The 21,409-nt window shown below is 58.7% G+C and carries 21 protein-coding genes; 9 read left to right on the forward strand and 12 right to left on the reverse strand.

Annotated features, from left to right (window positions below; genetic code table 11):
- The first annotated feature begins 279 nt into the window (after positions 1 to 279).
- Positions 280 to 1,266 (forward strand): AraC family transcriptional regulator, encoded by a 987-nt coding sequence (locus tag AABE10_RS11110; protein WP_342933305.1) that lies wholly within the window; start codon positions 280 to 282, stop codon positions 1,264 to 1,266.
- Between the two features lie 100 nt (positions 1,267 to 1,366).
- Here AABE10_RS11110 and catA read toward each other — a convergent pair whose 3' ends face one another.
- The 3 genes from catA to AABE10_RS11125 form a co-directional block, all read right to left on the reverse strand.
- Positions 1,367 to 2,302, reverse strand: coding sequence for a catechol 1,2-dioxygenase (catA, locus tag AABE10_RS11115; protein ID WP_342933306.1), 936 nt, complete (start codon positions 2,300 to 2,302; stop codon positions 1,367 to 1,369).
- A 78-nt stretch (positions 2,303 to 2,380) separates the two neighbouring features.
- Positions 2,381 to 2,671: a muconolactone Delta-isomerase gene (gene catC, locus AABE10_RS11120; RefSeq protein ID WP_342933307.1), complete on the reverse strand. Its 291-nt coding sequence runs from the start codon at positions 2,669 to 2,671 to the stop codon at positions 2,381 to 2,383.
- A 29-nt stretch (positions 2,672 to 2,700) separates the two neighbouring features.
- Positions 2,701 to 3,837 (reverse strand): muconate/chloromuconate family cycloisomerase, encoded by a 1,137-nt coding sequence (locus AABE10_RS11125; protein WP_342933308.1) that lies wholly within the window; start codon positions 3,835 to 3,837, stop codon positions 2,701 to 2,703.
- A 188-nt stretch (positions 3,838 to 4,025) separates the two neighbouring features.
- Between AABE10_RS11125 and AABE10_RS11130 the strand changes: the two genes are divergently transcribed.
- Positions 4,026 to 4,934 (forward strand): LysR family transcriptional regulator, encoded by a 909-nt coding sequence (locus AABE10_RS11130; RefSeq protein ID WP_342933309.1) that lies wholly within the window; start codon positions 4,026 to 4,028, stop codon positions 4,932 to 4,934.
- Between the two features lie 112 nt (positions 4,935 to 5,046).
- Here AABE10_RS11130 and AABE10_RS11135 read toward each other — a convergent pair whose 3' ends face one another.
- On the reverse strand, positions 5,047 to 6,129 hold the full coding sequence (locus AABE10_RS11135) for a porin (protein WP_342933310.1): 1,083 nt from the start codon (positions 6,127 to 6,129) through the stop codon (positions 5,047 to 5,049).
- A 274-nt stretch (positions 6,130 to 6,403) separates the two neighbouring features.
- Positions 6,404 to 7,873, reverse strand: a complete 1,470-nt coding sequence (locus tag AABE10_RS11140) for an aldehyde dehydrogenase family protein (RefSeq protein WP_342933311.1) — start codon at positions 7,871 to 7,873, stop codon at positions 6,404 to 6,406.
- Positions 7,874 to 8,364: 491 nt separating this feature from the next.
- Here AABE10_RS11140 and AABE10_RS11145 point away from each other — a divergent pair, with 491 nt between their 5' ends.
- Positions 8,365 to 9,306: a helix-turn-helix domain-containing protein gene (locus AABE10_RS11145; RefSeq protein ID WP_342933312.1), complete on the forward strand. Its 942-nt coding sequence runs from the start codon at positions 8,365 to 8,367 to the stop codon at positions 9,304 to 9,306.
- A gap of 169 nt (positions 9,307 to 9,475) precedes the next feature.
- On the opposite strand, the gene AABE10_RS11150 is transcribed toward AABE10_RS11145, so the two are convergent.
- Complete coding sequence (locus tag AABE10_RS11150; RefSeq protein ID WP_342933313.1) at positions 9,476 to 10,249, reverse strand: SDR family oxidoreductase; 774 nt, start codon at positions 10,247 to 10,249, stop codon at positions 9,476 to 9,478.
- A 117-nt stretch (positions 10,250 to 10,366) separates the two neighbouring features.
- On the opposite strand from AABE10_RS11150, the gene AABE10_RS11155 reads away from it, so the two are divergent.
- Together AABE10_RS11155 and gcvA are read left to right on the forward strand one after the other, a co-directional pair.
- Entirely contained in the window at positions 10,367 to 10,738 is a 372-nt protein-coding gene (locus tag AABE10_RS11155; RefSeq protein ID WP_342933314.1) for a hypothetical protein, read from the forward strand.
- A 51-nt stretch (positions 10,739 to 10,789) separates the two neighbouring features.
- On the forward strand, positions 10,790 to 11,707 hold the full coding sequence (gcvA, locus tag AABE10_RS11160) for a transcriptional regulator GcvA (RefSeq protein ID WP_342933315.1): 918 nt from the start codon (positions 10,790 to 10,792) through the stop codon (positions 11,705 to 11,707).
- A 28-nt stretch (positions 11,708 to 11,735) separates the two neighbouring features.
- Here the strand turns inward: gcvA and AABE10_RS11165 are convergent, their stop codons facing one another.
- The 6 genes from AABE10_RS11165 to AABE10_RS11190 all read right to left on the reverse strand — a co-directional run bounded on the left by AABE10_RS11165 (position 11,736) and on the right by AABE10_RS11190 (position 16,736).
- A complete protein-coding gene (locus AABE10_RS11165) occupies positions 11,736 to 12,932 on the reverse strand; it encodes an MFS transporter (protein ID WP_342933836.1) in 1,197 nt (398 codons plus the stop codon).
- 165 nt (positions 12,933 to 13,097) lie between these two features.
- Positions 13,098 to 14,123 carry an alcohol dehydrogenase gene (locus AABE10_RS11170; RefSeq protein ID WP_342933316.1) on the reverse strand — a complete coding sequence of 342 codons (1,026 nt, stop codon included), beginning with the start codon at positions 14,121 to 14,123 and terminating at the stop codon, positions 13,098 to 13,100.
- A gap of 23 nt (positions 14,124 to 14,146) precedes the next feature.
- Complete coding sequence (locus AABE10_RS11175; RefSeq protein ID WP_342933317.1) at positions 14,147 to 15,292, reverse strand: flavin monoamine oxidase family protein; 1,146 nt, start codon at positions 15,290 to 15,292, stop codon at positions 14,147 to 14,149.
- Entirely contained in the window at positions 15,289 to 15,966 is a 678-nt protein-coding gene (locus tag AABE10_RS11180; protein ID WP_342933318.1) for a cupin domain-containing protein, read from the reverse strand. Before AABE10_RS11180 ends, AABE10_RS11175 begins: the two co-directional genes overlap by 4 nt.
- Positions 15,967 to 16,040: 74 nt before the next feature.
- On the reverse strand, positions 16,041 to 16,391 hold the full coding sequence (locus tag AABE10_RS11185; protein WP_342933319.1) for a carboxymuconolactone decarboxylase family protein: 351 nt from the start codon (positions 16,389 to 16,391) through the stop codon (positions 16,041 to 16,043).
- A gap of 63 nt (positions 16,392 to 16,454) precedes the next feature.
- A complete protein-coding gene (locus AABE10_RS11190; RefSeq protein ID WP_342933320.1) occupies positions 16,455 to 16,736 on the reverse strand; it encodes a hypothetical protein in 282 nt (93 codons plus the stop codon).
- A 469-nt stretch (positions 16,737 to 17,205) separates the two neighbouring features.
- Here AABE10_RS11190 and AABE10_RS11195 point away from each other — a divergent pair, with 469 nt between their 5' ends.
- The 4 genes from AABE10_RS11195 to istB all read left to right on the forward strand — a co-directional run bounded on the left by AABE10_RS11195 (position 17,206) and on the right by istB (position 21,316).
- Complete coding sequence (locus AABE10_RS11195) at positions 17,206 to 18,165, forward strand: LysR family transcriptional regulator (protein ID WP_342933321.1); 960 nt, start codon at positions 17,206 to 17,208, stop codon at positions 18,163 to 18,165.
- Between the two features lie 185 nt (positions 18,166 to 18,350).
- Positions 18,351 to 18,839, forward strand: coding sequence for a hypothetical protein (locus tag AABE10_RS11200; RefSeq protein WP_342933322.1), 489 nt, complete (start codon positions 18,351 to 18,353; stop codon positions 18,837 to 18,839).
- Between the two features lie 144 nt (positions 18,840 to 18,983).
- Entirely contained in the window at positions 18,984 to 20,477 is a 1,494-nt protein-coding gene (gene istA, locus AABE10_RS11205; protein ID WP_342933323.1) for an IS21 family transposase, read from the forward strand.
- A complete protein-coding gene (gene istB / locus AABE10_RS11210; protein ID WP_342933324.1) occupies positions 20,474 to 21,316 on the forward strand; it encodes an IS21-like element helper ATPase IstB in 843 nt (280 codons plus the stop codon). Before istA ends, istB begins: the two co-directional genes overlap by 4 nt.
- Positions 21,317 to 21,409: the final 93 nt, after the last annotated feature.

A 21,409-nucleotide genomic window follows, 5' to 3' on the forward strand; every position in this document is an offset into this window, starting at 1 on the left:
ATGGGTGCTTGGTAGACAGGATTGGACACCGGACGAGGGGCCGGCACTATCCGCTTGGTGGGCGTCCTTTATCCATTTTTTTGCCTCTTGGCGAGCGGACATCCACCCGTCGGCGAAGATCGCCCCGAAGTGCTGCGGGAACTGGCCAGGCTCGCTAGTCGCAGACGTCTATTCGTCCCACCTTTGCCAAGCTGACTTATCGGCCGCAGCGCTTCTTTTCGGTTGTGGAATCGTCTATTCTTCAAGCTTCAGGTACAGGTATTGCGAGCAATGTCTTCTATGGCTGCTAACGATGGCTACGGAATTCAAGCCTCGCGTCACGACTTAGACGGGGCGCGGGATTGGATGGCCTTGATCTGCGGCCCGCACGGGCTCGAAGTACGTCACCCCGGCGATGTGCGATTTCGTCACTCGGGCACTGTGCTGCGCTCCACGGCATGCACGCTTGGCTACGTGGAATACGGCACCGACGTAACGGTCCTGGTGCGGAAAGGCGCTCCGCTGAATTGCTACAGTATTAGCCTTCCACTCACTGGCGAGCAGAAACTCGCGATGCGTGGTCGCTTGTGGTCATCGGATGAGGGAAAAGGTCTGATCGTTTCCCCCGAGGAAACCCAAGAACTGGCGATCGGAGGGAACTGCCGCAAGATTATCGTTTCGATTCCCCGTCCCGCGCTACGCACAGTGCTTGAGACCCTATTGCAGCGGCCGCTCGATGGGGCGTTGGTTTTTCAGCCGGATATGGATGCCGCGAATGGAGATCAGGCGGCATGGTGGCGGTTGGTCAAATTTGTGCTGGGCGAGATGGAGCAGTCGGCTCCGCTACTGAACCACTCGTATCTGACAGCTGACATCGAGCATGCGCTGCTTAAGGGGCTCTTGTTGTCTCAGCCTCACAATTATTTTGAAGAACTCGCTACATTGCGGTCTGCTCCGCCGCACTACCTTCGGCGTGCCCGTCAGTTCATCGTCGACAACGCGCGTAACGACATTGCACTGGAAGACATAGAACGGGCGGCTGGCGTGTCGCGTTACAGGCTTTTCGAAGCCTTCAGGCAGCATTTCGGGCAATCGCCCATGGCATTTGTGCGAAGGTTTAGGCTCGAGGGCGTGCGGCGTGACCTGCTCGAACATCGCTCTGAACACAATGTCTCATCGATCGCGATGAGCTGGGGTTTCTCGCACCTAGGGCGGTTTTCTTCGGAGTATAAGGATCTGTTTGGCGAAACCCCGTCTCAGACGCTGAAGCGCACTCGCGTACGTTAGCCGGGTGCGCGTTTCCTGACGTTGGAAGAGAACTCGACTGCGTTGGTTCTCTCCTGCAGCAGGCAAAGCGGCGGCGTTGGGCCGCCGCCGCCTGTGACAATCACTTCCCGGCTGACGCGCGCTTGCGGTTGACTACCTGATTGTCCTTGCCGTGGACCAGGGTCGTCAGCGCGATATCGAACTTGATATCTTTGTAGCCGTCAGCCTTCAATCCCAGCGCCGCGCCACCTGCCTTTGCGACGACAGGCGGAATGAGTTCTTCGCGGGTCGCGTACGCGAAGTCGTCCCAGATCAGCGGGTCGCCCTCGATATTGAACTGCGTTGTCAGTTTGCGGAAGTTGGGGGCGGTGACGAAGAAATGAACGTGCCCAGGGCGGTTGCCGTGACGATCGACAGCGTTAAGCAATTGCTGAGTCGGGCCCTGCGGCGGGCATCCGTAGCCAACGGGCATCAGCGTGCGGAATTCGTACTTTCCATCGGCCCCGGTTTTCACCGCACCACGCAGGTTGAACTGGCTTTGAGAACATGTAGGATCGAAGTGCGAATAGAAGCCCTTCGAGTTGGCATGCCAGCATTCGACTACGGCATTGGCGACCGGCTTGCCGTCGGGGCCTGTGACGGTGCCGTGGATCACCAGCGGGCCCGCATCCGGATCCGGGTCGATATCGATCTTCGATACGCCATCGCGCACCGGCGCGCCCGCGAGGTAAAGCGGGCCTTCGATCGTACGGGGCGTGCCGCCGTTGATGCCAGCGTCCCTGTCCGCCGCATCCATTCGAATGTCGAGGTACTTCTCCAGCCCGAGGCCGGCAGCGAGCAACGCCGCTTCGCCTTGTTGGCCGAGCACGTTCAGGTAGTTGACGCCGGCCCAAACCTCATCGGGCGTGATGTCGAGATCGTCGATAGCCTTGAACAGATCGCTCAACAACCGGTGCAGAATCGCCTTGAAACGGAGGTTGCCGTTTTCCCCCTCAAGGTTGACCGCAGCCTTCAGCAACTCTTGTACTTCGTTTGTATCGAACACCTTGGTGCTCATGATGATTGTCTCCACTACTTATGGGGGCAAGAACCGTTAGGACGCACTCGCCCTCGAAAGAGCGTCCCTTACTGAAAATCAGGCGTCGTCGCTATGGATGGACGACGGATGGCGACACAAGGCCGTCACTGAGATCTTCATATACGGGAATAGGGGAAGGCCGCTCAAGATGTCATGCAGCTCGGCGTTGCTCTCGACATCGAAGACACTGTAGTTTGCGTATTCGCCTGCCAGCCGCCAGATGTGGCGCCACTTACCGCTCCGCTGTAGCTCCTGTGAGTACGCTTTCTCGCGTGCTTTTATTTCGTTGGCCACATCCGCTGGCATGTTGGCCGGTAGATTGACATCCATTCGTACGTGGAACAGCATCGTTCGTCTCCTTTGGCTGAGTCCCTGGGTCACTTCGTGACTGTTTTCGTTCCGTTGCGAGTGAAACGTCCGATTCGGTCTTCGTCGAGCTCGATGGCGAGCCCCGGCCCGACAGGTACAGTAAGCTCGAAATCGCTGTAATCGAGCGGTTGCGCGAGGATCTCTTCGGTGATCAACAATGGTCCGAACAACTCCGTACCCCAGTGCAGGGTGGCGAAGCTGGCAAAAAGATGAGCAGATGCGATAGTGCTGATCGCTCCTTCCAGCATCGTGCCGCCGTATAGCTCGATACCGGCTGCTTCGGCGATCGCAGCCACGCGTTGTGCCGCGAACAATCCACCGTTCTGTTCGATCTTGATCGCGAATACATCGGCACCATGATTCTTCGCGATTTCGAACGCGCTTTCAGGCCCTTGCAGGATTTCATCGGCCATCAACGCGACCGGAAAACGGCCTCGGAGACGTGCCAGCGCTTCGGCCGATGCAACCGGTTGCTCGACCAGATCGCAGCCCGCGTCGGCCAATGCCGGAATCGCCCACGCCGCCTGCGTTTCACTCCAAGCCATGTTGACGTCGACACGTACGGAGGCGCGCTCGCCCAGTGCCTTTTTGATTTCGGCAACGTGTTGGACGTCAGTCTTCAGCTCCTTTGCCCCGATCTTCAACTTGAACACCTTATGCCGGCGCAGGTCGAGCATCCTCTCGGCCTCGGCAATATCGGTGGTGGTGTCGCCTGAAGCTAACGTCCATGCGATGGGCAGTCGGTCACGCCGACGTCCCCCGATGAGCTCACCCACCGATACGTCCAAACGCTTACCTTGCGCATCGAGCAACGCGGTTTCGAGCGCGCTCTTTGCGAAGTGGTTAACCTTGACCAGTTTACCCAGATGCGCCATCAGCGCCTGGATGCGAGTGGCATCGTTGCCGATCATCGCTGGAGCAAAGTATTCGTCGATGGCAAGCTTCATAGACTCTGGGCTCTCAGGACCATACGCCATGCCGGCGATCGTGCTGCCCTCGCCAATGCCGACGACGCCGTCGCTGCAGTACACTCTCACGAGCATCAAGGTTTGACCGTGCATCGTGGCGACCGACAGCTTGTGTGGCCGAATCGTCGGTACATCGATGAGGCTGGTTTCAATGCGTTCAATCTTTGCGGTGGGCATGACAGTGGCTCTTTGTTCAACGTTCGCGTAGCAGTCTTATATGTCGAGTGCCGCTCCACTGTCCAAGACCTTTTTTGTGGACTTTGATACCTTTAGGATATCGACGGCGGGCGCTGTGTTTTCGATGTCCTCGGCAGGCTGTATCACTATTCGGCAGCGGTAAAACACCATCCCCTCTGAGAAAACGTATGGATCTGCGTCAACTCCGCTACTTCATCGCTGTTGTCCGCGAGCGCAACTTCACGCGTGCGGCCGAGCAGCTGAATATTGCGCAGCCGCCATTGAGCCGCCAGATTCAACTGCTCGAAGATGAAGTGGGCGTACCTCTGCTGATTCGCAACAGCCGTCCTGTCCAGGTCACGGACGCCGGCCGGTTGTTTTACGAGCAGGCGATACAAGTGCTCGGCCGTACGGAGCAGATGAAGGTCGCCGCGAGGCACGTTGGAATACATCAGCGTCGCGTTCTTTCGATCGGCTTCGTGGCGTCGACGCTGTACGGTGGTTTGCCGATACTGATGCGAAAGTTACGTCAGCATGCACCGGACCTCGATATTCAGATAGTCGAACTGATGTCGACTCGTCAAATTCAAGCCCTGAAAGAAGGGCGTATCGATATCGGCTTCGGCCGTCTGCATCAGAGCGATCCGGACATAGTCAGCATTGTGTTGGAGGAAGAGCCTCTCGCTATCGCGGCACCTGTCAGTTCGGACATTGCCCGGGAATCGACGCCGTTGCCAATCGAGGCGTTGGCCGGGCAAAACATGATTGTTTACCCGAAGGAGCCACGCCCCGGCTTTGCCGATCACGTATTGAACATGTTTTACGGCCATGGGATACAACTGGGCGAGGTATTGGAAGTAGGCGAGATTCAAGCGGCGCTAGGACTCGTCGCGGCTGAATTTGGGATGTGCGTGATCCCTTTATCGGCGTGCCAGATGCGGCACGACGTGCATTGCCGCCCGATCGACGGTATCCGAGCGACATCACCGGTGATCCTTAGTCATCGCGTCAACGACCGCTCCGAATATATCGACCTCATCAAGCGATTGGGGCAGGAAATTTACACTTCCGATCGATCGCGGCCGGACGCCTCGTAGGCATGGCCAAAGTCGTCCCTCAATCGCTCGACTGACCTTGGCCGCGGATCGTGCGCCGAAAGCAAGGCGCTTATCCGCCTTTGCTACGGCCGGGGAACTTGCACGTACGTTATCAGAACCGTGTCGTCATCCCGACCCGCACAATGGCTTGCGACGGCGTACTGGATGGTACGAATACGGCGTTGATCTGCGCGGTGCTCCCCTGGGTTGCTCGCTGGTACACTGCGGATGCATAAACGCTGGTGCGTTTCGACAATAGGTATTGCAGCATGGCGCTCAACTGATGCGCGTGGTTGTCGTCGACCACCGAATTGCCCTTCATATATGAATATGCGCTGCTTAGCGACCAACTGCTATTCATTTCCCAGAGTCCCCCGAGTTCCGCTTGCCAGACTGCGGCTCCATTCGCATCGTTATGTACTGTGGTGAACAATGCTGTCGCCGTCACGGCGCCAAGACGGTAATGGCTTCCGACTCCCCAGTTACGAACGCTGACCTGCCCGGACGCCGTCGCGTCTTTCACCAGGGTGTATGCCGCGCTCGCGCCGAACGCACCGTTCACATAGCTCAGTCCGAAGCTGGAGGCGTTGCCCGTCCCGATCGAACCTGCTACATTCCCGAAGCCGTACATTGCACCAACGGATATCCCGTGAAACGAAGTGCTTTGATACTTTACGGAATTCGTGATCCGCTCACCGGCCAGCCGGTCCCAGTCGAACGCTCCGGTGGGATTGCCAGGCAAGCCTAATTTATCGAATGGTCCATTGCGAAATTGATAGAGGCCCGATGTAAAGCTTGCGGCATCAGTCAGCCCGCCGAATAGGGCATCGGTCATGAAGTCGTACTGATTGCCGAACGTGAGGCGACCCAGTCGATTATCGTCCAGGCCAACGTATGCCGTCCTGCCGAAAATTCCCTGCCCGGGCAGCGTAGATCCACTTCCCAAAACGAACTGATTTGTGAGATTGAAGACAGCCTGTGTGCCGCCTCCGAGGTCCTCTCTACCACTAAGTGTCAACAAGTTTGGCACAAAAATGCCATCGTCAAATTTGAGATTTCCGCTTCCGCCCTCGTTGCTAACGTACGAGACGCCGGCGTCGATCAGTCCACTTAGTGTTACGCTGGATTGCGCATGACAGTTTTGGGCCGCATATAGGCAAAGTGCAAGTGCTTGCCAATTAAACTTCTTCGTCATAGAGTCTCCTTCTTGATTTTAATCGAGTTATTCTGTCCGCCGATACAGCAGATATGCCAATGGCGGGTTGCTTTCGTCTCTTAAAACACCGGTCGATCAGCGATGGCGGGTTCGAGCGCAATTTGGGGTTGCTGGGGTCTTGGGAAGGCGTGATCGAATGGCGTAACTGCCATGACGAGCTGCAGGCAGCGACGTCATGGCGAGACCTAAAGTTGTGAAACGTCTTGGTCTTCAGTGGTGACTAAGACGCTATGAGAATTCGATCAGCCCACTCTCAAATCGAGAACCAAGGCTTGACGACGGTATCTTGCACGGTGATCGCCTTGACATGCGAATACATATTGAGCGTTTCGCGGCAATGTTCGGTGCCGATGCCGCTCTCCTTGAAGCCGCCGAATGGCGAGCCGCTAGTTAGGTTGAAGTAGTGGTTGATCCAGACGTTGCCAGCTTCGAGGCGATCAGCAGTCCGCATCGCGTTTGCCAAGTTCGACGTATAGATGCCCGACGCCAGACCATATCTCACGTCATTAGCTTGGCCAATCATCGTTTCGTAGTCGCTCCAGCGAATCAGGCTCAGCACAGGGCCAAAAATTTCTTCCTGCGCGACGCGCATACGGTTCGTTGCTTCGAAGACAGTGGGCTGAATGAAATATCCGTGTTCGCAGCCTTGAACCTTGACTCGAGCACCACCGGCGATCAGCTTCGCACCCTCTGCCTTGCCGATGTCGATGTAGTCCAGGACGCGTTGACCTTGAGTCGACGACACGAGATTGCTGACTCGCGTACGGCCATCCATCGGGTCGCCCACCTTGATGCGGCTCGCGGCGTTGGCTAGCTTGTCGGAAAACGCTCCGTAAATATCGTCGTGCACAAAGACTCGTGTACCGGCGAGGCAAGATTGACCGTTACAATACGTGCCGCCGAACAGCACATTGTCGACGACCGCATCGATGTCCTCGATGTCGGGAAAGACGATATTGGGGCTCTTGCCGCCAAGTTCGAGCGAGACCGGTACGAGCCGATCAGCGCCCGCGCGTGCGACGATGCGTCCGACTTCGGAGCTGCCGGTGAAGGCGATTTTTTTCACCATGGGGTGTGCTGTTAGCGCCGCACCAACTTCTTCGCCGAAGCCGGGCACGACATTCACGACTCCCGGGGGAAAGATCTTACTGGCGATCTCGGCGAATTCGAGCGTCGAAAGCGATGCGTTCTCGTCCGGCTTCAGGACGACCGTATTGCCCGCCGCCAACGCCGGCGCAACCTTCAGCGCGACCATGATTGCCGGTACGTTCCACGGAATGATTTGCCCAACGACGCCGATCGGCTCGCGCTTTGCCAGCAAGTAGCCATCCGGGATCGGCCGTCCATAGCCTTCATGCGTGAGGATAGCTCCAGCGAAGTAGCGATACTGCTCGATCGCGATCCGGTAATCGTGCATAACTTCGCTGTAAACACGGCCGATATCCGCTGTGTCGATCGCAGTCAACCGTTCGACATCGGCTTCCAGGGCGTCGGCCAGCTTCAGCAGCAGCGATGAACGTTCCTCGAAGGTGGTCGCGCGCCACGCAGGGAACACTGCCTCTGCCGCTTGTACTGCCAATCTGACATCGCCGGCGTCGCAGCGTGCGATATCGGCCAGGTGTGCGCCCGTTGAAGCATTGATCGCGGGAAACGTCTCGCCCTTGATAGGGGTGAATGCGCCGGCGATAAATGCACCGTAGGATTGCTTCAGTCCCAGTTCCATAAATTTCTTCTCGGTGATCGTTGATGATTTAAAGGTCTCGTCAGTCCCGCACGATGCTCGGCGGGAATTCTTAAATGCGCTGGTCGAGCGACAGTGATCGCTTTCTTCAACGGTTGCATTTTTTTGCGCCGATAGGCTGCGGACACAATGTGAAACCAAGGCGCTCAGGCAGTGGGGGACTGGTGCATGGTCCCGAACACTCTCCTGCGTCATACTGCACCGGCGCAGAGGCTGGCCGAAAGGACGAAAGGCGCAGCGATATCCGAATTGCGCATTCAGGATCTCGGGGATTTCCCTAGCGCAAAGGTGCCAACGCTAGCTTGCATCTCAGGGCCCGGCAGGCTCTTTATCCAATGCTTTCCGCAAGGCAGGCAAATGACGCACAATGACGCTGTTTCTGCTACGGAGTGTCCGAGATGCCAACACCTCACCCGGAAGACTCTACCGGTCAAGTGGGTCGCCTCGTTTCGGCTCGGAATGACGGTAGCTCCGTGACGATCCGTGATCTGGATGAGGCCATTGATTTGGTGGGACGGGTCTATTGTCCTCACAGGATCGAACCAAGTGCGCCAGATCGGAGGGTCAATACTGTATTTCGTGTCGCGGGGGCGACGGAACAAGCAGTCGTGCACCTGCGTTATTCGGCGCCGGTAGTCGTCAATGCCGGGCGTTTTCCGAATCTACTGCTTTTGATGTCTGCATCGTCCGGCGCGGCTCGCGCCGAGCAAAACGGCAATAGCATCTCTTGGCGTGCAGGCCAGACTGTTCCACTGTCGCCTGGGCGGGAGACCATCTTCCGTTTCGATCACGCGTTCGCCCAAAATTCGCTGCGCGTCAACGTTGAACAGCTCGAACGCACGTGTGCGTCATTGCTCGGGTACCCGCTTGAAAAGCCCATCGCATTCGAACTTTGTCCGCTGCCGAACGCATTCGAAGCAGTCTGGCAAGATGCGTTGAGAGTGCTATGCACGATCACATCGTCAGGCATAGCCTTGACGCCGACTGCCGCCGAATCGCTAGACAATTTCTTGTTGTCGACGATTCTGCACGGCCATCGACACAATTTTTCGGAGCAACTCGAGCGCCCAGTTCCCGCCGCGACGCCGAGAGTCGTCGCTTCGGCCAAGCAACTGTTCAGCGAACGAGCGGAATCTGGGACCACGGTTGCGGCTGTGGCTCGCGAGCTCGGGGTCAGCATTCGAACGCTGCAGAATGGGTTTCAGAAGGTCGATCAGACAACACCTTCTGCTTTTCTGCGAAGGGCGCGTCTAGATGCCGCACATCGGATTCTCACGTCCGCAACCGAGGATACGTCGGTCACTGACGTGGCCTTGCGGCTGGGGTTCGCGCACGTCGGCCGGTTCAGTGCGGACTATCGGCTGGCTTTTGGGGAACCGCCAGCAGCGACGTTGCGTCGCTATCGCCCGCGGTGAGATGATGCCCCCGTTGGCGTTCGACAACGGGAGCAGTGCGGAGAGGCGCTACTGATTCAAGCAAATTTCGTACAGCGGCGGGTGCCGCTCGCTGAACTTCCGCCGCCGAACGTTCTCGTCGGCGGCATCGGAGCCCGCCAAAAACGGGGCAGTACCATGCAGCTGGATATTAGTTCCGGCCAGCCATCACACCACCGTCGACATCCCACATCGCACCGGTAACCCAGCTCGCCTTGTCCGAGAGGAGGAACGTGACGACTTCAGCGACATCCCGCGGCGTGCCTACGCGGCCGATCGGGTGGAAGCTATTGAAGCCCTGCAGTGCGTTGTGCACTTCCGCCTTCGGGATGAACCCTTCGTAGATCGGGGTTTGGACTACTGCTGGGGATACCCCGTTGACACGGATGTGCTTCGGAGCCAATTCCATCGCGAGGTGCTGAGTCAGCGAATGCAGACCCGCCTTCGCCATGGAGTATGCCGACGACGGCGTTGCCGCGATGGCTTGCTTCGCCCACATCGAGCCGATATTGACGATCGCGCCGGGGCGGCCCTTGGCGACTAGATTAGCGGCGACTTTCTGTGTGATAAAGAAAAACGCTTTGTTCAGCTTCATGTACTGATCGTAGTCCGCATCCTGGTGCTCGAGGAAGGCCTTGGGAAAGAAGATGCCTGCAGCATTGACGAGCAGGTCGATGTCGGCATGCTGCTCGTCGATCGTCTTGAGCAGCGCAGCCAGGCCGTCTTTGCTGGATAAGTCCGCCGTCAACGCTGTTACTGCGCCGAGCGCAGCGAGCTCCTTACGTGCCTCTTCGGCTTTATCTGCACGGTGCCCGACGATGACCACGCTACCGCCCTCGGCGAGCACCATACGGGCCGTCTCGAGGCCCATTCCACTCGTGCCCCCGACGACAAGCAGCTTTTTACCCTTGAATTGATCGCTCATTTAAAATCCCTCCGCCCGCCGCTCGGCAGGCATTTGTTTCCGTTGAATGAACAGGGTCCAGCTCACAGATGCAAGAAGGCGGAGGACAACTGCGTCGATATCGCAGCTCGACGCCACATGGGGACGATCGCAACCGATTTTCTTGCTGTGGCAGGGACGCCATCGAAGCCAGTAACGACTAAAAGGAAAACTACATCCTGGGCACACCAATGGCCGCCCGAGGAGCAAGTCTTACTATCTTCGGCCCAGGGGCAATTCTTCGCCAATTTGCTTTTGTGGGCAAATGAGATAAAGTGTTTCGAGTTGACAGAAAAACTTTCTGTGGGGGGAGAACAAGGAACCCTCGCTGATCCCGTTGACTTCGAGATCGGCACCGGAACCGGCGGCGTAAGGCAGGTGTTGGGTAGTGCCTTTACGCACGTCGTGCCTCAATATGTGACAGCACCGGCATCGGCCCTATGCCAAAACGTCGAGAGATTCCGTTTTTGACATTGTCCCCTGGCCGCGTAGCCCTGAACTACTGACGAAGTTTATCTTTGCATGAAAGGTCCTGTACATCTTAATGCGCTTCGTGCGTTTGAAGCGAGCGCGCGCCACCAAAGTTTCTCGTCTGCGGCAGCGGAGCTGAATGTGACGCCTGCCGCAGTGGGCCAACTGGTTCGCTCGCTGGAGGAGTGGCTCGGCACTCCGTTGTTTCATCGAGGAACGAGTGGGCGTTCCCGCCTCATTCCAACCGACTCGGCCGAGCGCGCGCTGCCAGATCTGCGTGCGGGGTTCGACCGGATTGCTCTCGGATTGAGTCGCCTACGGGAGGGCTCTAGAAGCGGCGTTCTTACGGTCGCGGTTAGCCCAGCGTTCGCAGCAAAGTGGCTGCTGCCGAGGATCGAGCGGTTTCAGGAGATGTGGCCCGAGACCGATGTACGGTTGGATACCAATCTGAAGCTCGTCGACTTCACCGCTCAAGGCGTCGATATCGGTGTGCGGTACGGTCGGGGGTCATGGCCTGGCCTCGTGGCGGAAAAGTTGATGGACGAAGAAATCTCAGCAGTTTGCTCGCCCACATGGCTTGCCAAGAACGGAAAGCTCAGAACCCCCAACGATTTGTCCGGTAAAGCCCTGATACACGATTTGTCCGTCGACGCACACTTGGGTTTTGCATCATGGGACGATTGGCTCCAGCGGGCTGGTGCAGAGAATGTCGATGCCAGGCGCGGCATGCGGATCAACAATTCAGCTGCTGTGTTACAAGCTGCAGTGGACGGCCACGGCGTAGCGCTGGCGCGCAGCGTCATGGCCCGCGATGATCTGGCTGCCGGCCGGCTCGTCCAATTGTTTCCCAAAGTGAAATGGACATCTGAGCTGGCTTACTACATCGTTTACCGCGGAGAATGCGCGTCGCTGCCGAAGCTTGTTGCATTTCGCGAATGGTTGATCCAGGAGGCGGAAGCGGCTCATTGACCCGTTACCGCCTTTCTCGCAAACCGGATCAATTCGCGATGCCACGCCGGCTTGCGGTTGCCGATACGATCAAAGCCAGGACCGCCAAGGCAAGGGGAATGAAGGACAACGACAGCACCGTATTCCAGCCATACGAGGTTAGAAGTCCACCGGACAGCAGCGAGCCAAAGGTCATCGTACCGAAGACGATGAAGTCGTTAAGTGACTGCACCCGGGCCTTTTCCTCTGGTTTGTGGCATTCGAGTACGAGGGCCGACGCGCCCACGAAGCCGAAGTTCCAACCCACTCCGAGCAGAATCAGCGTCAGCCAGAAATGCGCTACGTCCACACCGGTCAATCCGACGGCGGCTGAAAGTGCGATGAGCGTGAGACCCGTCATAACGACTCTTTGCGCTCCGAAACGCGTGATCAAACGTCCGGTAAAGAAGCTGGGACCATACATTGCAATGATGTGCCATTGAATCCCAAGGTTGGACGACGTTTGCGGTAAGCCGCACATCTGCATCGCCAGCGGCGCTGCCGTCATCAGGAAGTTCATCAGCAGGTATGAGACAGTTGCGCAGACAACTGCGGTTATGAATTTGGGCTGGCGGGCGATGATGCCGATCGGGCGACCTCCCGCCGCCGCGGCCGCTGAGGGCTTGGGGAGACGTACACCGACCAGGATGAGTGCTGATATGGCGGCCACTGCGGCCTGCGCCAAGAAAGTCACCGCAAACATATGGAACGCCCATATGTTCATTGTGTAGGTGACGAGTTGCGGCCCTATTACTCCGGCAAAGATGCCACCCGCCATGACAAAGGATAGCGCACGCGGACGTCGCTCCGCCTCGACGCAATCCGCGGCTGCGAAGCGGAAGGACAGCACTACCGCGGCATAGGCACCAGCGAGAAACGTTGCTGCGTTAAACAGCCAGAAGGAAGTCAGGACAACGGCTAGGGCAGCAAGCAGTCCAGCAAGGACACCGCATCCCGTGCCGACAAGAAAGGCTGTTCGGCGGCCGTAGCGTTGCGCGATGGCACCGCAGGGTAGTGAGCAAGCCGCCATCCCCACCACGAAGATAGAGATAGGCAGCGTCGCTAGCGCGTGGCTTGGGGCAAGCTCGTTCCCGACGATCGCTCCAGTCGAATAGATGATCGCCGAGTTCGCGCCGGCGAACGCCTGGGCGACGGTGAGCCTTGCGATATTGCTTTTCGCGTGAATGTAAGGAGACGACGATGCCATGGCGGTCGGGGCAGGGGAATGGAGGTGTGACATGGATTTGTTTAATTTGCCCGGGCTGATGCGCGTTGCGAAGCCAAGTCGCATCGGCGTCCTTCGGCGACCACAGGGCCATACGTTGGCCCAGCGGCCGATACGGTGAATCGTGGGCGATGCCGCTAACATGCGTTAGTTCTTTCGCATGACTAATACCATCCGGAACTTGACATCACCGCTCTTTACTTGCTCATAGGCGGCGAGCGCGTTTTCCAGGGGCATTGTTTCGATCATCGGCCGGATGTCGGTCAGCGCGCTGAAATTCATAGCCTTTTCGTTCTCGTAAGGCGTACCGGTCATCGATCCGACGACGCTCTTTTCTCCGGAGACGAGCTGTCCGCTTGGGATAGGCAATGGATCTTTGCCCACACCCAGCACGATCAATCGGCCCTGAGGTGCGAGGCCCCCAATGCAAGCGGAAACGGTGGCCGCGTGACTGATCGTGGTTACGATGGCTTGCGCGCCGCCCATCTCCTTCAGTTTGGCCACGACGTCTTCCTCATGCGTGTCGATGTAGAGGTGAGCCCCCAGTGCCAAGGCATCGTCGACAATGTCGCGGCCGCGGCCGATGGCCACCACCTTGAAGCCCATTTTCCGCGCAAATTGCAACGCCATGTGTCCAAGCCCACCGATGCCAAGTATGGCCACTAGATCGCCGCCAGGCTCAGCCCCTGATTTTTTGAGTGCATTGAAGGTTGCGAGGCCGGCGCACAGGATGGGTGCCGCTTCCTCTGAGTCGAGTTCGTCGGGAATCGAAACCAACGCGGTGCTGCGAGCGGTCATCGCCTCGGCGTAGCCGCCGTCACACGTGACGCCTACAACCGGCTGATTGCGGCATAGCTGAAATTCTCCGCGGCGACACTGATCGCATTCGTTGCAGTGGCCGCCGAGGCGGCCAACGCCGACGCGCTGTCCCACCTTCCAAATCGCGGGCACTGCGGTCCCGATCGCCGCAATGCGCCCGATCACTTCGTGTCCGGGCACGCGTGGCTGCGATGTGGGGTCAGCTCTATCGATTTGCCCAATGTCGGCGCCGCAAATGCCGCATGCCTCCACTTCGATTAACACTTCATCTACTCCCGGCGTGGGTGTCGGCCGCTCGACCAGCTCAAGGAATCCGGGCCGGCTCAACTGCATTGCTCGATATGTGCTTTTCATGTCCGTATCGCAAAGAGTAAGGGTTAGACAATTCTTGGTTGCGGCGCCGCGCGGATTGCCTCGCGTACACCGGTGGTTGCTGCATCGATGGCGCCTGCAACATAGCCCGGAAAACGCGCAGACCACTCGCTGGCGATCCCGGCCAGTCGCCCATGCCATGGACCTGAGGCCACCGTCGCCTTCGGTACTGCGCAGTGTCCGCCCGCAGCGTCGAAATCGGCTGCTGTCGCGGTTAATGGATCGGTGGCCCAGTCCTTGAGTAACTCTGCTTTGGGCTGCCCAGCTTCCACGCCGAACATTCGCTTGAGCTGTGCTCGGCAGTGCAGCAGTAATTTTTGTTCCGGCACAAGCTTGCGTGTGCGGGCGGGAATGCCAAAAAATCCGAATAGGGCGGCACTGCCGCCTGGCATTGAGGCGTCGTGGATTTCGGCGAGCGGCCCCACGGCACTCCGGGCTTCGCCGGAAAGTCCCCGATCCCGCCAAAATGCCTTTTCATAGACAGCGACGTATTTGGCGTGCGAGGCCATCCAAGTGCCTGTATCACGCCAAGCGCGCGAAATTGAGTCCGGCAATGCAGGCGTAAAGTCGATCGTCGCAGTCGCTAACCGTGGCGGGACCGCGAGCAACGCGAATTGCACGCGGTAAGGGATAAGCCGTTTGTCTGGATCTTCGACGTCGAGTTCGATGTGCTCACCGGCATGACGTACGCACTTGACTCTGTGTCCTACGGCGAGGCGGTCCTGTGACAGCTTTTCTCGTAGCGTCGCGACCAGCGAGTTCATGCCACCCACGAGTCGCATCGATGGCGGCGATGCAGCGTAGCTCGAATCGATGCGCAACGGCGCCTCGTGCGGCGATCGCTCGATTATCATGCCGCCGGCGTCATGCTGCTCGAACCGCTCGAGAGCTAGACCGTCGACGAGACGATCGAGCTGAGGCTGCATCTCCGGCCAGAACCACGTTGGCCCCAGGTCAAACCGATCGAACGCATCGGATGTATCTCGGGCTGTTTGATCCATTCCAACGGGGAACACGGAAAGGATGCGTCCGCCAAACGTGGGGCGGGCTTCGAACAATACGTAGTCGCGGATGCCTTGTTGTTCGAGAAGCAGGGCGGCGTACAGTCCGCTTAGGCCCCCACCGATGATGGCAATACGCGCGGTTTTCATGCCGATGTCTCCGCTTGCGGATCGAGCAAGTGACCCGTCTTTAGGTAGCAGGTCGCACCCCGTGGGCCGGCAACGATCTTGAGGGATTCACCCTGAGGTAGACGAATCCAACTGCCCCGCTCGCAGGACCGCCGCTCCTCGATCACAACATTGCCGGCGAGTACCAGCAATTCAGCGCCGCCTATGCGGCCTTCGAGCAAGGCTTCGCCTGGCGAGATACGTTGTAGGCAAACTCGTTCGGTGTCGGACAAGAATAGTGGGCAGACTTCGCGGTGACCTTGACGCCGCCAAACCGCGGGATCGCGGGTATCGATGCGCACACGTTGGCTGTCGGTGGGGTGCATTTGCCGAAGCTTGACGAAAATGATCGCACCTTCGGCGCTGGACGGCTGGTGGGCGGACCCCGGCGGGTTGCGTATATACCAGCCGGCCTGATAATGATCATCGCTCTCTGAGAACGTGCCCGACAGTACGAAGATTTCCTCCCCTCGAGGGTGGGCGTGGTCAGGAAAGTGCGAGCCGGCGGCATACCGAACAATGCTGGTGGCACGGGCCTGCTCCTCGCCAACTCGATCAAGCATCACGCGTTCAACGCCGTTCTGCGGGGAGGTAACCCAGTCGTACCGGTCTGGTGTAACGACGACTGGGCGCGAAAAATCTGCATTTACGAGCATGGATGTCTAATCGCACACCGATCGTAAGCGGCCGGCTTGACCGCCATCGGCAGCCGACCGCGTCCAACGGTGATTTAGGTATTCGAATTGGGCAGTTGCGCGTGCGCCTCGAGTACTCGCGCCGTATAGACGAGAGCGGGCCCGGCATTCATCGCGATGGCCACGCTCAGTGCCTCTGCGATTTCCTCGCGCGTCGCGCCCTGTTCGACTGCCTTCTTCGTATGCACCGAGATGCAGCCGTCGCAGCGCGTGGTGACGGCCACGGCCAGCGAGATCAGTTCGTGAATCTTGGGGCCCAGCGTGCCGTTCTTTGCGGGCGAACTTTCGATCATATGCAGGCCCTTCATCACTTCCGGGCTGAGTTCGGCGTAGTCACCGACGCGTGCCAGTAAAGAGGCACGGTATTCGTTCCAGTCATGCATCATGTTGATATCCTCTCAAAAAATGTTGAATGGCGAGGCGCCGGCGTGGCACCTAGCCATGTGAGATCAGGCCACTCGGTAGATGCGCACGTCCGGTGCCGCGTCCAGCAGGGGCTTAAGTCCGCCGACGACGTCCGCAGTGAACAACTCGCTTTGCAGGTAGGCGTTCGCGTTCGCTTCGCTATCAAAACCGTGCAGCACCTGCACATCCTCGTCGCGAACCAGTAGCTCCTTCGACTTTGCACCGGCGATGGTATTGAGGAACGGCGCCTTGTATTTCTCGTACACCCCCGCGGCGGCAGCTCGGTTGGCGCTAGCGATCTTGAGAGTAATCTGCAGATAGACCATTTCGTTGCTCCTGTCTTGGTTACGCAATGTGTGACCTGGGTGTTCCGCCATCGCAGTGCGATGAATCGGTCACTCGATACCGGCAGCGTCGGTGCACGGAAAAAACGTCCCGATACGAGGCCGGCTGTCGGTCTCGTCCGTGCCGCTGCATTGCGGCGGAATGTGAATTCTTCGCCGATTTACGCGCCCCGGCAAACGAGATTTAGTATGGCGGATGAAAAGAAAAACTCTGCGGGGAGGCTTCACATTTCTTCGGGTGTCGGAATGAGCTGCCGCCACTTGAAGTTTTTCTTGTCGTGATCGATAGAAAATGTGCCGTGTGCCGCGCTGGAGCCGCGACTACAATCGAACGCACGCTTGCTAGTTCGTCTCACGACAGAGCGAGACAGTGTGATGCCCCGCTCGGCGTGGCGCAATCAAAACTCTACCAATGGGCTGTCATTTTGTTGAACACCGGTTTGGTTGCGTTATGAAGAATTTTGCGTCACTGACACAGATCACCATCTTTGTTCGGATTGCGGAGCTGGGAAGCCTGTCCGCCGCAGCTCGGGAATTGAATCTGTCGCCTTCGGCAGTCAGCAAGAGCTTGGCACAGCTTGAAGATAGGTTGGGCGTGCTTCTCGTGAAGCGCACGACTCGCAGCTTGACGCTGACGGACAGCGGCCGAATCATATTCGAACGGGCGAACGATATCCTCGCCGATCTCGAAAGCACGCTCGACGCAGCCCGTCAATTCAAGACGCTGCAAGGAAACCTGCGATTGACCTGTTCTATCGCGTTTGGGTCCAAGCAGCTCACGCCGATCTTGGGGCGATATTTGAGCGGGCAGGCGGCGGTAAGCGCATCGATCACGCTGGACGACCGACTGACCAATTTGGTCGAGGAAAACTTTGACTTGGCCATCCGTATCACCAGCAGGACGGACTCGAACTACGCGGCCAGGAAGCTAGCGACAATACAGTGGATGTACTGTGCGGCACCGGACTATCTTGATTCGAACGAGCCGATTCGCACACCCGCCGATCTCGCGAGACACCGATGCTTGGCCTATCCGGGCATCACTACCAACGGTGCATGGTCTTTCCTCGGAAAGCACGAATCGCAGCATGTTGCTGTGAAGACTGTGCTCGATTCCAACTCTAGCCTGGCGTTGTATGAAGCTGCGCTACAGGGGCATGGCGTAGCCTGTCTGCCGACCTATCTCGTGGCATCCGATATTGCTCGGGGCGCATTGCGTATCGTCGTGCCGGAGTACCGGTCGGCGACTATGCACACGCTATACGCCATGTACTACCGCTCGAAATACTCGAACGCGTTGGTGCGTAGCTTCATCGACTTCCTTGTTGAAAACATCGGCGAGGTCCCCCCTTGGGAGAGGGGGCTTCAAGAAGCGATCGACGTTCCGCCGTTCGAAGTCGAAACGAGATGAGCGGGGCAGGTGGCCCGCTGCCGTCTTTTCGAAGTCCTGCCGGCTCGTCGGCATGGCCGTTGGTATGTACACAATGTCGAATAGTCGACAGACAGTCGCACGGAGACACGCTAACTTGATGCGCATCGCTCGCCGGATTGCGCTGTGCAAGTCGAGCCGGCCGGCCAATCCATGAGGAAATGGCAATGACGGATTCGTCGAGGAAGGTGAGTAGGCGGCAGGCATTGAAAAATATGGCATCGGCTACGTTAGGTGCCGGTGCGGTGTTGACTGGTGGCGTGGCACGCGCGGAGCCCCGAGCCGAGCCGATCAGGCATGCTGCGGGTTGGAAGAAGAATCCGCCGAACGCAGCGGATCTTCCGCCGAACCGCCCCGCATGGATGATGGCGCCGGGGCGAGCGTTGACCGGGTACGGCACGCCCTCCGTGTATGAAAAGGACGTCGTGCGTATCCCGACCACGAGGACGGCAATCGATTTCGCGTCGTGGAACTTCACACCTCTACAGTACCTGCACGGGATCGTTACACCCAGCGGATTGCATTTTGAGCGCAATCACGGGGGCGTGCCCGATATCGACCCATCGCAGCATCGGTTGCTGATCGAAGGCATGGTCAAAAGGCCGTTGCTGCTGACGATGGACGATCTCTTGCGCTATCTGGGCGGCGACAATTAGCTTGGCCGGTCGTTGACGTTTGTTTTGGCCGGTGGTGAGGAGTCGGAGGCGGCGTAGCCGCCGGAGACGACGAACCACCGGCGGCGCCGCGTCGGCGGGGCAATAGGATGGCTGATCGATTCTTAAAGAAGAAGCGGTCAGTACATGTCTGGAACCCGCATCACCGACCAACAGGTTCGCCTCTACATGAACAAGCGCAAACACCATTCGCAGGAAGTTGCGGCCGCCAAGGCAGGAATAAGCGTGCGCAGCGCACGCCGCATAGAGCGAGACGCGACGTTGCCGTCCCAGAAGCCCCGGCGCTCCTGGCGCACCCGTCCCGATCCGTTCGCCGATGTCTGGGACAGCGAAGTTGTGCCCTTACTGCGCAACGCTCCCCATCTGATGGGCATCACGATCCTACGCAAGCTGCAGGATGATCACCCGGGCTGCTATTCCGACAGCATGCGTCGCACGCTGGAACGACGCATTTCTCAATGGCGGGCGCTCGAAGGTCCCAGCCAGGAGATCTTCTTCCCTCAGGAGCATCAACCCGGCGTGCGCGGGCTGTCTGACTTCACCGATATGAGCAAGCTGTGCGTGACGATTGGCGGCGCTCCGTTCGAGCACCGGCTGTATCACTTCGTGCTGGCATTCTCGCGCTGGGAATATGCCTGCGTGGTTGAGGGTGGCGAGAGCTTTGAAGCTCTCGCCAACGGGTTACAGAACGCTCTATGGCAGGCGGGAGGTTGCCCGCGTGAGCATCGCACCGATAGCCTGTCAGCCGCCTTCAAGAACCTGAGCGAGAAGGAAGACTTCACGACCCGTTACAAGGCGCTGCTCGAGCATTACGACATGCAGGGCACGCGCAACAATCGCGGTCTGGGTCACGAGAACGGGAGTGTCGAATCCTCGCACCGGTATCTGAAGGACGCGGTCGGTCAGGCCTTGATGCTGCGTGGCCATCGCGATTTCGCTGATCGTGCTGCCTACGATGAATTCATCCGCGAGCAGGTGATGCGTCGAAACCGGCGCAACGCCGCCGCGTTCCGTATCGAGCGCCAGCAGCTTCAGGATCTGCCGGAGTACCGTACCACCGACTTCGTCGAGGAAGAAGCGCCTGTGACCCGCTGCAGCACGTTCACGGTGCGCGGCATCCTCTACAGTGCGCCGTCGCGCCTGATTGGTCACCGGCTGAAGGTGCGAGTCTACGGCGACCGGCTCGACTGTTACCTGTCCGGCGTGCTGGTGCACAGCACCGCACGGGGTTCCCGTGCAAACGACAACCGTCACGCGCTTGATTACCGCCACTTCATTGGCTCCCTGAAGCGCAAACCGCAGGCATTCAAGGGGCTCGCGTTTCGTGACGCACTGTTCCCGCGTGAGGCGTACCGCCGGACGTGGGAACAACTCGATGCCCGCCTGTCGCAACGCGAAGCATGCAAGACGATGGTTGGCCTGCTTGAACTCGCAGGCCTTCACGGCGTGGAGGCCGTACTGGCCGGAGAGCTTGAGGTGTTGCTGGAAGCCGGCAAGCTGCCCGATCTCAAGGCGCTGCGTGAGCGGTACGCACCCCGTGAGGCCTCGTGCCCTGAAGTGGAGGTTCAGATGCCGCCCGTCGCCGTCTATGACGAACTGCTCGAGGAGGTGGCAGCATGAACGCGCCCGCCCATGATGGTGGCCGCCTGGCCCTGATGCTCAACGAGCTGCGCTTGCCAACGATCGGCAGGTTGTGGCCCGAGTTCGCCGAGCGCTCGGACAAGGAAGGCTGGCAGGCCACGCGACTGCTTGGCGCGCTGCTTGAGCACGAGCTGGCTGAGCGCGCCAAACGACGCATCGAGCGGCATCGTACCGAATCGCATCTGGACCCGACCAAGACGCTCGCCACCTTCGACTTCAGCGCCGTGCCAATGGTCTCGAAGGCCCATGTCACGGCGCTGGCCACCGGCGAGTCATGGCTGGAAAAAGGCGCCACGGTCCTTCTGTTCGGGCCACCGGGGGTCGGAAAAAGCCATCTAGGTTCGGCCATCGGGCACGCCCTGATCGATGCCGGATACCGCGTGCTGTTCACGCGCACCAGCGAACTCGTCCAGAAGCTGCAGGCAGCACGCCAGAGCTTGCAGTTGCCTTCAGCACTGGCCAAGCTCGACCGCTTCGACCTCATCGCCCTCGATGACCTGTCGTACGCTCGCAAGGACCAAGCCGAGACCAGCGTGCTGTTCGAACTGATTGCCGAGAGGTACGAGCGTAAAAGTCTTCTAATAACGGCCAATCAGCCGTTCTCGGGCTGGAATGACGTGTTCCCTGACCCCGGCATGACGGTCGCCGCTATCGACCGTCTTGTGCATCACTCGACGATCTTCGAGCTCAACGTTCCAAGCTACCGCCGCCGCCAGGCCGGCGATAAACAGAACGCGCGGCGGCGTCAATTACACGACGACAACCCAGCCAACCCGTTTAGTGGCCAGTCGCCTGACGACGGCGACGTTACGCAGTAGCGGTGAGCGTCAACTACACCATCACGCAACGACAACTACGAAGGAGGAGCACGCTAAATATGACCTGATCCCAACGACAACTACCCCGTTGAC

The organism is Paraburkholderia diazotrophica (assembly GCF_038900755.1).
GTDB classification, from domain to species: Bacteria; Pseudomonadota; Gammaproteobacteria; order Burkholderiales; family Burkholderiaceae; genus Paraburkholderia; species Paraburkholderia diazotrophica_A.

Excerpts from the sequence above, each read along its gene's own strand:
- AABE10_RS11110 (WP_342933305.1), top strand. The coding sequence starts at position 280 with ATGGCTGCTAACGATGGCTACGGAATTCAAGCCTCGCGTCACGACTTA.
- catA (WP_342933306.1), bottom strand. The coding sequence starts at position 2,302 with ATGAGCACCAAGGTGTTCGATACAAACGAAGTACAAGAGTTGCTGAAG.
- catC (WP_342933307.1), bottom strand. The coding sequence starts at position 2,671 with ATGCTGTTCCACGTACGAATGGATGTCAATCTACCGGCCAACATGCCA.
- AABE10_RS11125 (WP_342933308.1), bottom strand. The coding sequence starts at position 3,837 with ATGCCCACCGCAAAGATTGAACGCATTGAAACCAGCCTCATCGATGTA.
- AABE10_RS11130 (WP_342933309.1), top strand. The coding sequence starts at position 4,026 with ATGGATCTGCGTCAACTCCGCTACTTCATCGCTGTTGTCCGCGAGCGC.
- AABE10_RS11135 (WP_342933310.1), bottom strand. The coding sequence starts at position 6,129 with ATGACGAAGAAGTTTAATTGGCAAGCACTTGCACTTTGCCTATATGCG.
- AABE10_RS11140 (WP_342933311.1), bottom strand. The coding sequence starts at position 7,873 with ATGGAACTGGGACTGAAGCAATCCTACGGTGCATTTATCGCCGGCGCA.
- AABE10_RS11150 (WP_342933313.1), bottom strand. The coding sequence starts at position 10,249 with ATGAGCGATCAATTCAAGGGTAAAAAGCTGCTTGTCGTCGGGGGCACG.
- AABE10_RS11155 (WP_342933314.1), top strand. The coding sequence starts at position 10,367 with ATGGGGACGATCGCAACCGATTTTCTTGCTGTGGCAGGGACGCCATCG.
- gcvA (WP_342933315.1), top strand. The coding sequence starts at position 10,790 with ATGAAAGGTCCTGTACATCTTAATGCGCTTCGTGCGTTTGAAGCGAGC.
- AABE10_RS11165 (WP_342933836.1), bottom strand. The coding sequence starts at position 12,932 with ATGGCATCGTCGTCTCCTTACATTCACGCGAAAAGCAATATCGCAAGG.
- AABE10_RS11170 (WP_342933316.1), bottom strand. The coding sequence starts at position 14,123 with ATGAAAAGCACATATCGAGCAATGCAGTTGAGCCGGCCCGGATTCCTT.
- AABE10_RS11175 (WP_342933317.1), bottom strand. The coding sequence starts at position 15,292 with ATGAAAACCGCGCGTATTGCCATCATCGGTGGGGGCCTAAGCGGACTG.
- AABE10_RS11180 (WP_342933318.1), bottom strand. The coding sequence starts at position 15,966 with ATGCTCGTAAATGCAGATTTTTCGCGCCCAGTCGTCGTTACACCAGAC.
- AABE10_RS11185 (WP_342933319.1), bottom strand. The coding sequence starts at position 16,391 with ATGATGCATGACTGGAACGAATACCGTGCCTCTTTACTGGCACGCGTC.
- AABE10_RS11190 (WP_342933320.1), bottom strand. The coding sequence starts at position 16,736 with ATGGTCTATCTGCAGATTACTCTCAAGATCGCTAGCGCCAACCGAGCT.
- AABE10_RS11195 (WP_342933321.1), top strand. The coding sequence starts at position 17,206 with ATGAAGAATTTTGCGTCACTGACACAGATCACCATCTTTGTTCGGATT.
- AABE10_RS11200 (WP_342933322.1), top strand. The coding sequence starts at position 18,351 with ATGACGGATTCGTCGAGGAAGGTGAGTAGGCGGCAGGCATTGAAAAAT.
- istA (WP_342933323.1), top strand. The coding sequence starts at position 18,984 with ATGTCTGGAACCCGCATCACCGACCAACAGGTTCGCCTCTACATGAAC.
- istB (WP_342933324.1), top strand. The coding sequence starts at position 20,474 with ATGAACGCGCCCGCCCATGATGGTGGCCGCCTGGCCCTGATGCTCAAC.